Annotated in this window: 20 protein-coding genes; all 20 read right to left on the reverse strand. The window is 49.0% G+C overall.

All coding sequences use genetic code 11. The annotated features are described in order from the left end of the window. Positions 1–42 precede the first annotated feature (42 nt). Positions 43–885 (reverse strand): tRNA pseudouridine(38-40) synthase TruA, encoded by an 843-nt coding sequence (gene truA / locus NDI35_RS03770; RefSeq protein ID WP_445311568.1) that lies wholly within the window; start codon positions 883–885, stop codon positions 43–45. Between the two features lie 29 nt (positions 886–914). After that, positions 915–1,265, reverse strand: coding sequence for a 50S ribosomal protein L17 (rplQ, locus tag NDI35_RS03775; RefSeq protein ID WP_445311569.1), 351 nt, complete (start codon positions 1,263–1,265; stop codon positions 915–917). A gap of 129 nt (positions 1,266–1,394) precedes the next feature. Continuing rightward, the gene (locus NDI35_RS03780; protein WP_202798589.1) at positions 1,395–2,339 is read right to left on the reverse strand and encodes a DNA-directed RNA polymerase subunit alpha; all 945 of its coding nucleotides are present in this window, start codon (positions 2,337–2,339) and stop codon (positions 1,395–1,397) included. A gap of 174 nt (positions 2,340–2,513) precedes the next feature. Beyond that, complete coding sequence (gene rpsK, locus NDI35_RS03785; RefSeq protein ID WP_006634980.1) at positions 2,514–2,912, reverse strand: 30S ribosomal protein S11; 399 nt, start codon at positions 2,910–2,912, stop codon at positions 2,514–2,516. Positions 2,913–2,996: 84 nt separating this feature from the next. Beyond that, entirely contained in the window at positions 2,997–3,380 is a 384-nt protein-coding gene (gene rpsM, locus NDI35_RS03790) for a 30S ribosomal protein S13 (protein WP_333234747.1), read from the reverse strand. A gap of 83 nt (positions 3,381–3,463) precedes the next feature. Continuing rightward, positions 3,464–3,577: a 50S ribosomal protein L36 gene (gene rpmJ / locus NDI35_RS03795; RefSeq protein WP_015178722.1), complete on the reverse strand. Its 114-nt coding sequence runs from the start codon at positions 3,575–3,577 to the stop codon at positions 3,464–3,466. A gap of 369 nt (positions 3,578–3,946) precedes the next feature. Continuing rightward, entirely contained in the window at positions 3,947–4,171 is a 225-nt protein-coding gene (infA, locus tag NDI35_RS03800; protein WP_006276978.1) for a translation initiation factor IF-1, read from the reverse strand. Between the two features lie 293 nt (positions 4,172–4,464). Then, positions 4,465–5,049, reverse strand: a complete 585-nt coding sequence (locus tag NDI35_RS03805) for an adenylate kinase (RefSeq protein ID WP_445311570.1) — start codon at positions 5,047–5,049, stop codon at positions 4,465–4,467. 5 nt (positions 5,050–5,054) lie between these two features. After that, positions 5,055–6,359 carry a preprotein translocase subunit SecY gene (secY, locus tag NDI35_RS03810; RefSeq protein ID WP_190745438.1) on the reverse strand — a complete coding sequence of 435 codons (1,305 nt, stop codon included), beginning with the start codon at positions 6,357–6,359 and terminating at the stop codon, positions 5,055–5,057. Positions 6,360–6,461: 102 nt separating this feature from the next. Further along, positions 6,462–6,908 (reverse strand): 50S ribosomal protein L15, encoded by a 447-nt coding sequence (gene rplO, locus NDI35_RS03815; protein ID WP_333180239.1) that lies wholly within the window; start codon positions 6,906–6,908, stop codon positions 6,462–6,464. A gap of 146 nt (positions 6,909–7,054) precedes the next feature. Next, positions 7,055–7,600, reverse strand: coding sequence for a 30S ribosomal protein S5 (gene rpsE, locus NDI35_RS03820; protein WP_445311571.1), 546 nt, complete (start codon positions 7,598–7,600; stop codon positions 7,055–7,057). Between the two features lie 162 nt (positions 7,601–7,762). After that, positions 7,763–8,125, reverse strand: a complete 363-nt coding sequence (gene rplR, locus NDI35_RS03825; protein ID WP_333039624.1) for a 50S ribosomal protein L18 — start codon at positions 8,123–8,125, stop codon at positions 7,763–7,765. Positions 8,126–8,127: 2 nt separating this feature from the next. Beyond that, positions 8,128–8,676: a 50S ribosomal protein L6 gene (gene rplF / locus NDI35_RS03830; RefSeq protein WP_190737229.1), complete on the reverse strand. Its 549-nt coding sequence runs from the start codon at positions 8,674–8,676 to the stop codon at positions 8,128–8,130. A 122-nt stretch (positions 8,677–8,798) separates the two neighbouring features. After that, positions 8,799–9,200 carry a 30S ribosomal protein S8 gene (rpsH, locus tag NDI35_RS03835; protein WP_190737227.1) on the reverse strand — a complete coding sequence of 134 codons (402 nt, stop codon included), beginning with the start codon at positions 9,198–9,200 and terminating at the stop codon, positions 8,799–8,801. A gap of 22 nt (positions 9,201–9,222) precedes the next feature. Further along, positions 9,223–9,768, reverse strand: coding sequence for a 50S ribosomal protein L5 (rplE, locus tag NDI35_RS03840; protein ID WP_006634989.1), 546 nt, complete (start codon positions 9,766–9,768; stop codon positions 9,223–9,225). Positions 9,769–9,910: 142 nt separating this feature from the next. Further along, positions 9,911–10,273 (reverse strand): 50S ribosomal protein L24, encoded by a 363-nt coding sequence (rplX, locus tag NDI35_RS03845; RefSeq protein WP_242719707.1) that lies wholly within the window; start codon positions 10,271–10,273, stop codon positions 9,911–9,913. Between the two features lies 1 nt (position 10,274). Beyond that, the gene (gene rplN, locus NDI35_RS03850) at positions 10,275–10,643 is read right to left on the reverse strand and encodes a 50S ribosomal protein L14 (protein WP_006634991.1); all 369 of its coding nucleotides are present in this window, start codon (positions 10,641–10,643) and stop codon (positions 10,275–10,277) included. Positions 10,644–10,751: 108 nt separating this feature from the next. After that, a complete protein-coding gene (gene rpsQ, locus NDI35_RS03855; protein ID WP_006634992.1) occupies positions 10,752–11,000 on the reverse strand; it encodes a 30S ribosomal protein S17 in 249 nt (82 codons plus the stop codon). Positions 11,001–11,038: 38 nt separating this feature from the next. Beyond that, positions 11,039–11,329, reverse strand: coding sequence for a 50S ribosomal protein L29 (gene rpmC / locus NDI35_RS03860; RefSeq protein ID WP_333074729.1), 291 nt, complete (start codon positions 11,327–11,329; stop codon positions 11,039–11,041). A gap of 159 nt (positions 11,330–11,488) precedes the next feature. Further along, entirely contained in the window at positions 11,489–11,908 is a 420-nt protein-coding gene (rplP, locus tag NDI35_RS03865) for a 50S ribosomal protein L16 (RefSeq protein ID WP_333039615.1), read from the reverse strand. Positions 11,909–11,947 lie beyond the last annotated feature (39 nt).

The raw sequence follows: 11,947 nt of genomic DNA on the forward strand, positions 1-11,947 counted from the left end.
TTATTAGTAGTTACCTAATGACTAATGACTAATAACTAATGACTAATGACTAATGACTAATTTTGGCTGAGTGTCGTACCAGACATCTGGGGGAAAGGGAAATTCTGAATAGCCAACCCGCAGCAGGCACAAACCTTGAGCGGGAGCGGCATATTTTACCATTTCTCGGCGTTCGTTGACCCAGATATCTGTGAAATTGTCGATCGGCCTTTCCCCGCGACCCACCTGCACCAGCAACCCCACCAGCAGCCGCATCATCCCGTACAGAAACCCGCTCGCCTGAACCTCAATATAGATAAGAGGCCCAGAACGGTGACACTCTGCCGCTTGCACGTCCACCCAGGAATGGGGGCGGGCAGAACCCGCGCGGTGGAAAGCAGCCAGGTGATGCCGCCCGATGAGCGGTGTCAAAGCTGTCTGAATCAAAGATTCATCCACAGGGGCGTGGTAGCAGTGCCAAGCAAAAGGACGCACAAACAAATTAGGAGTCGGATCTGTATAAAGGGTGTAGCGATAGCGCCGCCAACTGGCTGAGAACCGAGCGTGCCAGGTAGGTTCCACCTTTGCCGAAGCTCGAATTAAAATATCTTTTGCCAGTCGAGAGTTGAGAACACTTGCCCAGCGGTGAGCCGGAATTGGGCCGTGGGAATCAAAATGCGCTACTTGAGCAGCAGCGTGGACTCCCGCATCGGTTCTCCCAGCAGCGTGCAGCGTTACCGGGCGTTCCAGAACAGTCGATATTGCTGTTTCAATTTCTTCTTGTACTGTACGCTGGTTCGGCTGTCGCTGCCAACCGTGAAAGTTAGTGCCGAGGTATTGGATTACAAGAGCAACGCGCTGTATCGATTGGGGATTTTCGATTGGGGATTTTCGATTGTCAGTCATAAATCACAAATCTCCAACCCAAAATTGAATTAAACCAGTTCAACGATCGCCATTTCGGAATTGTCTCCTTGGCGGGCGACAGTTCGTACTACGCGGGTGTAGCCCCCGTTGCGCGAGCCGTAGCGTTCTTGGGCTGCTTCAAACAAGGCGTGTACTAACTGTTTGTCGTAGATAAAGCCCATAGCTTGCCGGCGAGCGGCCAAGGAGCCATCTTTTGCCAGGGTAATCATTCTGTCCGCCTCTGGGCGCAGCGCTTTGGCGCGGGCAAGAGTGGTAGTAATTTTACCGTGGCGGATTAATTCGGTGGTCAGCGAGCGCAGCAGGGCGCGGCGCTGGTCAGCCGGTTTGTTGAGTTGGGGAACGCGACAGCGGTGACGCATGGCAGTTGGTAATTGGTAATTGGTAATTGGGCGCCGGGATAGATAGTCTGCGAACTCGGGCGGTGAATTCTTGGTTCTTAAGAACTCACTTACTGAAGATGCAAAACTTTTTTACCCGTTACCCGTTGATTAACTTTTAGCTGATTTTTCCTGTGGCAAGGTAATGCCCAAGCGTTTTTGTAAAGCTTCAATCACTTCTTCGGCAGACTTCTGACCGAAGTTTTTGATCTCGAGCAAGTCTTCTTGGGTATAATCCAATAAGTCTGCGACTGAGTTGATCTGAGCCCGCTTGAGACAGTTGTAAGCCCGGACGGACAACTGCAATTCTTCGATCGGAATTTGGCTAGTAGGATCGGCCTCACCTGGATACTCTGGTTTGAGAGAATCTTGGGTGATGTCTTTGAGAGGTGCAAATAAATCTACCAGGATGTTGGCAGATTGACTCAAAGCTTCTTGAGGAGTCACGCTGCCATCAGTCCAGATTTCCATAATCAGCCGGTCTTTTTCGACCGTCCCGCCTACCCGAGCATCTTCAACGCTGTAGTTGACTCGGCGAATCGGCATAAAGATGGCGTCAATTTGGAGAAAATCCAAAGCCGATCCATCATCGCGACTGCGGTCTACTGCTCTGTATCCGATGCCTTTTTCAATTCTGAATTCCATTTCCAGAACTGAGCCTGGGGAGAGAGTTGCAATGTACTGGGATCGATCGATCAATTCCACCTCTGAGGGCAAATCGAATCGATCGGCCGTAACGGTGACAGGCCCCTCAATCCGCAACCTACCGATTTGCGGCTGCTGAGAATGAGTTTTGAGGACGACCTCTTTCATGTTCAGGAGAATTTCTAGAACATCCTCACGTACCCCTTCGATCGTGGCAAACTCGTGATTGACGCCCGCGATTCGGACTGAAGTTACTGCTGTTCCTTCTAAGTTTGACAGCAGAACTCGCCTCAGCGCATTCCCAACAGTTGTTCCCTGACCGCGATCGAGCGGTTCCAGGACAAATTTTCCGTACTGACTGCGGTCTTTGTCAGTGTTAGACTCTATACATTCAATTTGAAACTGCGCCACGGAGTGACCTCCCTTTTCCACTTTGGATTTTTGATTTTGGATTTTAGATTGCAGAGCATACCCCTGAACGGATTTCGGATTTTGGATGGACGGGGCAACAGTTAGAACCATTAGTTTTTGACTTTAAGCAGTTAGCCATTATCCAAAATCTAAAATCTAAAATCTCAAATCGTTTTAGACTCTACGCCGCTTGGGAGGGCGACAGCCGTTGTGAGGAATTGGGGTAACATCTCTAATCAGGGTGATTTCCAGTCCCGCCCCTTGCAGCGCCCGGATTGCAGTTTCTCTACCTGCTCCAGGCCCGCTCACCATTACTTCTATTTGGCGCATTCCTTGGTCGTTGGCTCTGCGGGCAGCACTTTCTGCTGCTGTTTGAGCTGCAAAGGGAGTTCCCTTCTTAGCTCCTTTAAAACCGCTGGAACCTGCAGATGCCCAGGATATCACTTCGCCGTTGAGGTCGGTAATAGTTACAATCGTGTTGTTAAAGGTAGACTGGATGTAGCCTACCCCATTGGGTACATTCCGTTTCTGCTTTTTTGCACCAGATTTCTTGCCTGTTTGTTGTCGCGCCATATTAGTCTCTTTAACGTTTCTCTCAACTAATGTTCCGAAGCGCTAGGAGCCAGCAGCCCCCAGCGTATTTTTCCCAAAAAGATGTTACTTCTTGGAAGGTGCCTTTTTCTTGCCCGCAACTGTTCGGCGGACGCCACGACGGGTTCTGGCGTTGGTACGGGTTCGTTGTCCCCGCACCGGCAGACCCAAACGGTGACGCCGACCGCGATAAGTTCCGATGTCCATCAGGCGCTTGATGTTCATTGACTCCCAGCGCCGGAGGTCTCCTTCGATTTGGTATGTTGTTTCTACATGAGTCCGCAGAGCAGTCACGTCGGCCTCTGTTAAATCCTTGACGCGAGTGTCAGGATTTACGCCTGTTGCAGCGATAATTTGTTGGGCTCTCGACAAGCCTATTCCGTAAATGTATGTCAGACCTATTTCGACGCGCTTATCGCGTGGAAGGTCTACCCCGGCAATCCGTGCCACACTTTTTGTCTCCCTAGTTTTCCTGTTTGGCTACAATGTTCAATTAGGATGCACCTGCGTGCATTGCCCAATCTTCCTTTTTTCTAACCTTGGCGCTGTTTGTGTTTCGGGTTAGTGCATATCACCATCACTCGACCGCGACGGCGGATGACGCGACATTTTTCACAAATTTTTTTGACAGATGCTCGAACTTTCATCTTTCTTCCTGCCTGGAGAACCCCGCTCTACCGGAGAGCAGGCACGCTGGGACTGCCCGTAGAGCGGTGGGAGGAGAGGCTGGGCAAGGTGTAGGCCTCTCCTCGATTAAATTGTATAAAGTGCGGGTTGTTTCATGAAGGAGCCCGCTTGCACCCACTCCCATTGCTGGGGTAAAGTTCGCTTGCACAAAAATATTGGCGAGCGATACTTTTACGGTGTAACAATGACTTAACCCGGTACACCGGTGGGTTGTTGACGCCCTTCTCGGCAACACTACAAACGTAGCATTATAGCATAATTTTGAAGCTTTTTACCAAATTCTCTCTAAATTAAACTTACAATTAGTTTTTAGAAAGTTTTATCTAAGCCTATTTTTTCCGAAGGCGATAAGTAATCCTGCCTTTGGTCAAGTCGTAGGGAGTCAATTCGACTTTGACGCGATCGCCAGGCAGAATTTTGATGTAGTTGCGGCGGATCTTGCCGGAAATGTGAGCTAGCACGTTAAACCCATTATCTAGGTCAACGCGAAACATCGCATTGGGCAGGGATTCCGTCACTGTCCCTTCCATTTCAATTAAATCTTGCTTAGACAATTTGGTATTTACCTCAACTCTACATTTGATTAACTAGGAGTGTCCCGGCGTTGGTCTCAAAACCTATTTACTGGTAGGAGTCAAACGGGAACGGGGGGCAATAATTAGGGCGACTCGCTCGACTTCTTGACTCAACCAACCAATTGTTTTAGCTTTACTTGAGTAAAGTTGTGGCAATTAGTATCGAGTTCAATCCGGTCTCTAGCAACCCTCACAAAACCTGATAGCACAAAAAGCTCCTAGTTAACATATCTTAGCAAAAGCTGGTGAGTAACAAGCCGTATTGAGAGGGTTCAAGAGTCGATCGAGAGAGATTGTTGCAGTTCGGCGGTGATTAATTCCATGTCGCGATCGCCATCAACCGCAACTAACTGTTGGCGGGCGCTGTAAAACTCAATCAAAGGCTCAGTTTGCTCGCGATAAACTTGCAACCTGCGGCGGATCGTCTCCTCATTGTCATCGAGGCGGCCCCGCGACAGCAGGCGAGCCACCAAAATGTTGTCAGGTACCTCCAAATTGACAGCTCTGAGATCGCAGTCCTTACCAGACGTACTTCCGCCAGCACCGCTAACATCACAAAGCAGTTTGTCAAAAAACGCTGCCTGTGCCACAGTGCGGGGAAAGCCGTCCAGAATCCAACCAGCACTAGCATCTGGTTGATTCATGCGTTCTTGCACGATATCCATCAATAACTCGTCGGGAACCAACTCACCAGCATCCATGTAGGCTTTCGCCTTTAGACCCAAGGCAGTTTTGGCAACCACGCAGGCGCGCAGGATATCGCCCGTAGAAATGTGGGGTATTTTCCAGTGAGCGGCTAAGATCTGAGCCTGAGTTCCTTTTCCCGCCCCTGGAGGCCCCATAAAAATCAATTTCATTGCGATTACTTCACCATTCCTTCATATCGCTGGGAGATGACGTAAGTTTGAATTTGCTTAGCAGTTTCGATCGCCACACCTACTAGAATCAGTAGGGAAGTTGCGCCAAAACCTCTAAAAGTTTGCACGCCGATCGCGCTTTCTACAGCAGTTGGTACAATAGCCACCAGACCTAGAAAAATCGCTCCCAAGAAAGTCAAACGGTTCAAAACCTTCTCCACATAATCACTCGTTTTCTGACCCGGACGAATTCCAGGAATGCTAGCGCCCATTTTCTTCAAGTTCTGAGACATATCTACGGGGTTGACAATCAACGAAGCGTAGAAATAGCTGAAGAACAGAATCAAAGTTAGATAAAACAGCGCGTAAGCCCAAGGTGTTGGGCCGTTTGGACTCAAAACATTAGCAACTTGAACCAAAAACGGGTTATTGAGAGACTGAGCGAGGAAAGAAGGCACAATCAAAACCGAAGATGCAAAAATAATCGGCATCACTCCGCCTTGATTCAAGCGCAGGGGCAGATAGCTCCGGCTCTCCCGATAAACTTTGCGGCCGACTTGACGACGAGCCGAAATAATCGGAATGCGGCGAGTACCTTCCTGAACAAAAACAATCCCGACAATCGTCACCAAAAAGACCAGCAGCAGAACGACTACACGGCCGACAACTTGCGTGTCGCCACTTTGAGCCAATTCAAAAGTTTGTCCCAAAGAGCGCGGCAATACCGACACAATGTTGATAAAAATCAGTAGCGACGCTCCGTTCCCGATACCTCGTTCCGTCACCACTTCCGATATCCACATTACAAACATTGAGCCGGCCGTCAGAGCCAAAGCAGTTTGTGCTATGAATAAAGGCGATGGAGATTGAGCAAAAGGGCTGACCCAAATCCCAATGCCAATACTTTGCAGAATTGCCCAGCCCAAAGAAACGTAGCGAGTAATTTGAGAAATCTTGCGCCGCCCTGCTTCTCCTTCATTTTTCTGCAAGTCTTCTAAGCTTGGCAGAGCCGCAGTTAGAAGTTGCACAATAATTGAAGCATTAATGTAGGGCAAAATCCCCAACGCGAAAATCCCCAAAGCTGACAAGCCACCTCCTGAGAACAAGTCCAGAAAGCCAATTAAAGGGCTGTTTTGGACGTTTTGGGCAAAGGCGACTCGATCGATGCCGGGGACTGGCAAGTGGACACCCAGGCGTACTAAAATCAGTAAGCCAATGGTTACGAGGATGCGACCTCGCAAACCAGCAGCTTGAGCCATCTGCATGAACGTCTCTTGTGCAGTTGGCGCTTTTTCTCTACTAACGTCCATAGTTACGATTTTGGATTTTAGATTTGGGATTTTCGACTAAATCATTTTCTGATAGCAAGCTTGAGGATTTGAGATTTGGACAGACTCTCAAACCTCAAATCTTCACGCAACTAATTCGCAACTTCCGCCTGCAGCTTCAATTTTGGCGCGAGCACCTGCGGTAAAAGCCGAGGCGCGCACTTGCAAAGGTACATTCAGTTCACCATCTCCTAAGATTTTCAGCGGCCCGTTGTCAGTATTGACAATTTTCGCTTGCATCAAAGAGGTGAGAGTAACTTCTGTGTTTGCTGGCAGCGATGCTAATTTACTTACATTAATGGTAGTGTACTCTTTCCGGTTCACTAGAGGGAAGCTTTTCAACTTGGGGAGACGGCGGTAGAGAGGATTTTGACCTCCTTCAAAACCGGGTCTGGTGCCGCTACCGGCTCTAGATTTTTGACCGCGCATCCCTTTGCCGGAGCTCGCGCCTTGACCGGCAGAAATACCTCTGCCCAAGCGTCGGGGGCGCTTTTGGGAGCCTGCTTTGGGTCGGGCGTCTTGCAATCTCATAGTTTTAGTAATTGGTAATTGGTAATTGGTATTTAGAGAGAGGGTACGCAGTAGTTTTGAGTGCGTGAGTTTTAAGTTGCGGATTTTTTTATTTTCACCGCAAGCACTTAACACTCAAAACTTACAGTTTCCCATTCTCGCGTGCCCTAACCGTAGAGATTTTCTACTGGAATTCCGCGCTCTTGAGCAACTTCGGACAAGGTGCGGAGGGTGGAGAGGGCATTGACTGCGGCTCGGGCGTTGTTTAAGGGATTTCCAGAACCTAGCTGTTTGGCTAAGATGTTGCGGACTCCTGCTAGTTCGAGAACAGTTCGCACTGCTCCCCCTGCAATTACCCCGGTTCCCGGAGCGGCCGGCCGCATCATGACTTTAGCTCCGCCACCGTCACCGTTGATGGGGTGAGGGATGGAGTTAGATTTGGTGAGGGGGACTTCAATTAGGTGCTTTTTGCCGTCAGCGACGCCTTTTTTAACGGCACCGATTACGTCGCTAGCTTTGCCGACTCCTACTCCAACTTGACCGCGTTCGTTGCCGATAATGACTATGGCGCGGAAGCTAAGTTTTTTACCACCTTTGACTACTTTAGTAACGCGCCGGATCTGAACGACCCGTTCTTGCCATTCGGATTCTTTTTCGCGTGCTTTGTTACTGCTGCTTTTTTTCTTGTTGCGCTGTTCTTTTTGTTCTGCCATAGTTTTGTCCTGTGGGAATTAGTAATTGGTGAAAGGCGATCGGCAATTGGTAATTGTTTGAGTAAAAAGTAAAAATAGAAGAAATCTGGATTTTGCCTTTTCACTTTCAACTTTTGACTTTTTACTTTTTAATTACTCATTACCCGCTACCCATTACCCCCTCTAGAAGTCTAACCCCGCTTCGCGAGCTGCTTCTGCGAGGGCTTTGACACGACCGTGATAGAGGTTGCCCCCCCGATCGAATACGACTTTGACTATGCCAGCGCTGGAACAGCGTTTGGCAATCAACTGACCGACTTGCACGCTCGCGGAGCAGTTGCCGCCAGAACTGAGAGTTGACTTCAATTCGGGATCGAGGGTTGACGCGGCGGCCAAAGTGTGCTGGGCGGTATCGTCGATTACTTGAGCGTAGATGTGCTGCTCTGAGCGAAATACCGCTAGTCTGGGACGTTCGGCGGTGCCGAACACCTTGCGCCGAACACGGCGGTGTCTGCGCTGGACTGATTCTTTGCGAGTAAGCTTCATTGTTACTTCTTACCTGTTTTGCCTGTTTTACCAGCTTTGCGCCGGACGACTTCGCCGCTGTAGCGAATGCCTTTGCCTTTGTAGACTTCGGGCGGACGCACTGCGCGGATGCGGGCTGCTGTATTGCCTACGAGTTCTTTGTCAATGCCGGAGACAATGACGTTGGTGTTACCTTCAACTGCCATTGTGATGCCTTCTGGAGGGGGCATTTCCACGGGTTTGCTGTAACCGACGTTTAAAATCAGGTTCCGTCCTTGAACCTGTGCCCGATAACCTGTGCCGATAATTTCGAGACGCCGCTGAAAACCTTGGGATACACCTTCGACCATGTTGGCAACTAGGGTGCGGCACAAGCCGTGCAGTTGTCTGGCGACGCGAGATTCGTCTCGGCGGGTAACGAGTAAAGTCTCGCCTTCAATTCCCATGAGGATTTCGGCTGGGATTACTCGGGAAAGTTCACCTTTAGGACCTTTGACGGCTACTTTTTGACCGTCTAGGGTGATGGTGACTTTATTGGGAATGCTAATCGGACGCTTGCCAATTCGCGACATAGTTTTTTGTCCTTTGTTTTTAGTTATTAGTCCTTGATTATTAGTGCTTAGTTATTAGTCCTTAGTGATTGATTTTTGAGTCTGTTGCCAACGACCAGTGACTAATGACTAATGACTAATGACTACCAAACATAACAAAGCACTTCACCGCCCAAACCTTGGCGTCGAGCTTCTCTATCCGTCATAATGCCGCTGGAGGTAGAAATAATGGCTATGCCAATTCCGCCTAATACTCTGGGCAATTCTTTACGGTTCGAGTAAACGCGCAGTCCTGGTTTGCTGACTCGCTTCAGTGCCGTGATAATGGGCTTGCGAGTTTTACCTTTGTACTTTAGAGAAAGCACTAAATGTCGCTTGACCCCTTCTTCTGCTTCTTCAAATTCGCCGATGAAGCCTTCACTTTTGAGGACTTGGGCGATGCTGCGGGTCATTTTTGTAGCTGGAATTTGCGTTGTTTGGTGGCGCGCCATGCAAGAATTGCGAATGCGCGTCAACATATCTGCTATGGTATCGTTAGCTGCCATCTTTTGCTTCTTACTCTAGTGCTTAGTTGTCCCGGAACGGCATTCCCATTTCTTTAAGCAAGGCGCGTCCTTCTTCGTCGGTGTTTGCTGTGGTGATAATTGAAATGTCCATGCCTCGAATTTGATCGATGCGGTCATATTCTATTTCTGGAAAAATTAGCTGTTCTCTCAGACCCAAGCTGTAGTTGCCGCGCCCGTCGAAGCTTTTGGGGCTGATGCCGCGGAAGTCGCGGATTCGGGGGAGTGCAAGGTTGATCAGCCGATCGAGAAAATCGTACATCCGATCGCCGCGCAGCGTCACCATAACACCGACGGGTACTCCTTTGCGGATTTTGAAGCCTGCGATCGCTTTTTTCGCCCGCGTCACCACTGGTTTTTGCCCGGTGATGATGCCAATTTCGTTGATGGACGAATCGAGTGCCTTGGCGTTTTGAGATGCTTCTCCCAAACCGCGGTTCACTGTGACTTTGACGAGTTTGGGAACCTGATGGATATTAGTATATTTAAACTGATCCATCAGTGTGGGAACGATTTTTCCTTGATAAAGAACCTTGAGTTTGTCCGGCATAGTTTTTGTGTTTCGTTAACTGTCCCTGGGCTTGGTCAGGGAATTTGTCGATTGTCCGTCCCACCGATGTTAGCTGTTAGTTATGAGTTTAAGAGTCACTTGTCAGAAGGCGGACTAATGACCGATGACTGATAACAACTCACTATTGATCGATGATTTCTCCAGTTTTTTTGAGCTGTCGCAGTTTCCGACCGTCTTCGCTAAATGTATAGCAAACGCGGCTAGCTATTTTTTCTTTTTCGGAATAGTGCATGACATTTGAGCTGTGAATGGGAGCCTCAAACGTGAGTATTTTCCCGGACTCTCCCTCTTGCTGGGGCTTGACGTGCTTTGTTCTGATGTTTACACCTTTAACAATTACTTTGCTGACTTTAGGATATGTCTTTAAGATTTCTCCGACTTTTCCTTTCTCTTTGCCAGTAATTATTTGCACGGTGTCGCCTGCTTTGACGTGCATTCTGTAGCGCTGCGGTTCGCTAGTTGGTTTACCCTTTTTTCCGTACATTTTAAAGTACCTCCGGGGCTAAGGAAACGATTTTAGTAAAGTTTTTGTCGCGCAATTCGCGGGCGACGGGACCGAAGACGCGAGTGCCTTTGGGGTTGCCGTCTACGTTGATAATAACGGCGGCGTTATCGTCAAAACGAATGCTCATGCCACTGTCGCGACGCAGACCTTTGCGGGTTCTGACAATGACTGCCCGAACGACATCTGATTTTTTGACGGCCATATTGGGGATGGCGTCTTTGACGACGGCAATGATGACATCGCCGACTCCGCCGTAGCGACGGTTGCCGCCTCCCAATACGCGGATGCACATCAGTTTGCGGGCTCCGCTATTGTCGGCGACATTGAGGTATGTCTGGGGTTGAATCATGGTGATTGTTGAGTGTTAACTGTTGACTGTTAACTGTTGACTGTTGACTTTTGACTGCTAGTTGATTGTTAATTTTCGATCGGGAGATCGCGATGTGGCAATTAACTGTTAGCCGTTTTTTGTCCCAAAAATCTCAGCAACCGTCCAGCGTTTGGTTTTGCTCAGGGGGCGAGTTTCAGTGATGCGAACGCGATCGCCCGATTTGCACTGATTTTCTTCGTCATGAGCTTTGTAGCGCTTGGTGCGGACTACGATTTTGCCGTATTTGGTGTGGGAGGAGCGGTTTTCGATTGCTACCACGACGGTTTTATCCATCTTGTCGCTGACTACTACGCCAACTCGTTCTTTAATTGCCATAGCTACCTATTTTTGTTGTGCAATTGACTTTTTTTTAGCTACTGTGCGATCGTCGGCTCGGCTGCTGCGGTTGCAGCAGGCTGTGCTACCTGTTTAGATGCGGCTAATTTTTCGGCAGCTTCTTTCTCAGCAACGATTTGGCGCTCGCGTTCAACTGTCATCAATTGAGCTAGCCGGTGTTTGGCGTGCTTGAACAGGTGAGGCTTTTCCATGCGGCCGGTAGCTTGCTGGAGCCGCAATTCCATTAGTTGGCGCTTGACGGCTAAAATTTGCTCTGCTACAGCAGCATCGCTTAATTCTCTAGCTTCTTTAATCTTGGTCAAAGACATAATTGTGTGCTTTCTCGTTAGCGAGCGGTATGACAGAAGACAGAATTGTCTCTTAGGCTGAAGGTCGAAGGAAAGAAAAGTTATGAAAGCCAGATTTTAAAATGCTGTAGCCGTTTAAAATGCTGATTAATACAGACCTAATTCTACCTTCGCTCTTAGCTATGACTGGCCTTCTTCGCGAGTGATGAACTTGGTTTTAATTGGTAATTTGAAAGATGCCAAACGCATGGCTTCGCGGGCAGTTTCTTCACTTACGCCGCCAATTTCAAACATTACCCGGCCCGGTTTGACCACGGCAACCCAAAACTCTGGTGAGCCTTTACCAGAACCCATCCGGGTTTCTGCTGCGCGCTCGGTGACTGGTTTGTCGGGAAAAATGCGAATCCAAATTTTGCCACCCCGGCGGATATAACGGGTCATGGCGCGGCGTCCGGCTTCTATTTGGCGGGAAGTAATCCAGGCGGGTTCGACGGCTTGGAGCGCGAAGTCGCCAAAGCTAACTGTATTGCCGCGGGTGGCAATACCGCTCATTCGCCCGCGCTGTTGTTTGCGGAATTTCGTTCTTTTAGGGCTTAACATGGCTTTGGGAGTTGGGTAATTGGTAATTGCTAATTGCTA

It is taken from the genome of Microcoleus vaginatus FACHB-2002, from assembly GCF_040004035.1.
GTDB lineage: Bacteria > Cyanobacteriota > Cyanobacteriia > Cyanobacteriales > Microcoleaceae > Microcoleus > Microcoleus vaginatus_C.

Excerpts from the sequence above, each read along its gene's own strand:
- truA (WP_445311568.1), bottom strand. The coding sequence starts at position 885 with ATGACTGACAATCGAAAATCCCCAATCGAAAATCCCCAATCGATACAG.
- rplQ (WP_445311569.1), bottom strand. The coding sequence starts at position 1,265 with ATGCGTCACCGCTGTCGCGTTCCCCAACTCAACAAACCGGCTGACCAG.
- rpsK (WP_006634980.1), bottom strand. The coding sequence starts at position 2,912 with ATGGCGCGACAACAAACAGGCAAGAAATCTGGTGCAAAAAAGCAGAAA.
- rpmJ (WP_015178722.1), bottom strand. The coding sequence starts at position 3,577 with ATGAAAGTTCGAGCATCTGTCAAAAAAATTTGTGAAAAATGTCGCGTC.
- NDI35_RS03805 (WP_445311570.1), bottom strand. The coding sequence starts at position 5,049 with ATGAAATTGATTTTTATGGGGCCTCCAGGGGCGGGAAAAGGAACTCAG.
- secY (WP_190745438.1), bottom strand. The coding sequence starts at position 6,359 with ATGGACGTTAGTAGAGAAAAAGCGCCAACTGCACAAGAGACGTTCATG.
- rplO (WP_333180239.1), bottom strand. The coding sequence starts at position 6,908 with ATGAGATTGCAAGACGCCCGACCCAAAGCAGGCTCCCAAAAGCGCCCC.
- rpsE (WP_445311571.1), bottom strand. The coding sequence starts at position 7,600 with ATGGCAGAACAAAAAGAACAGCGCAACAAGAAAAAAAGCAGCAGTAAC.
- rplR (WP_333039624.1), bottom strand. The coding sequence starts at position 8,125 with ATGAAGCTTACTCGCAAAGAATCAGTCCAGCGCAGACACCGCCGTGTT.
- rplF (WP_190737229.1), bottom strand. The coding sequence starts at position 8,676 with ATGTCGCGAATTGGCAAGCGTCCGATTAGCATTCCCAATAAAGTCACC.
- rpsH (WP_190737227.1), bottom strand. The coding sequence starts at position 9,200 with ATGGCAGCTAACGATACCATAGCAGATATGTTGACGCGCATTCGCAAT.
- rplE (WP_006634989.1), bottom strand. The coding sequence starts at position 9,768 with ATGCCGGACAAACTCAAGGTTCTTTATCAAGGAAAAATCGTTCCCACA.
- rplX (WP_242719707.1), bottom strand. The coding sequence starts at position 10,273 with ATGTACGGAAAAAAGGGTAAACCAACTAGCGAACCGCAGCGCTACAGA.
- rplN (WP_006634991.1), bottom strand. The coding sequence starts at position 10,643 with ATGATTCAACCCCAGACATACCTCAATGTCGCCGACAATAGCGGAGCC.
- rpsQ (WP_006634992.1), bottom strand. The coding sequence starts at position 11,000 with ATGGCAATTAAAGAACGAGTTGGCGTAGTAGTCAGCGACAAGATGGAT.
- rpmC (WP_333074729.1), bottom strand. The coding sequence starts at position 11,329 with ATGTCTTTGACCAAGATTAAAGAAGCTAGAGAATTAAGCGATGCTGCT.
- rplP (WP_333039615.1), bottom strand. The coding sequence starts at position 11,908 with ATGTTAAGCCCTAAAAGAACGAAATTCCGCAAACAACAGCGCGGGCGA.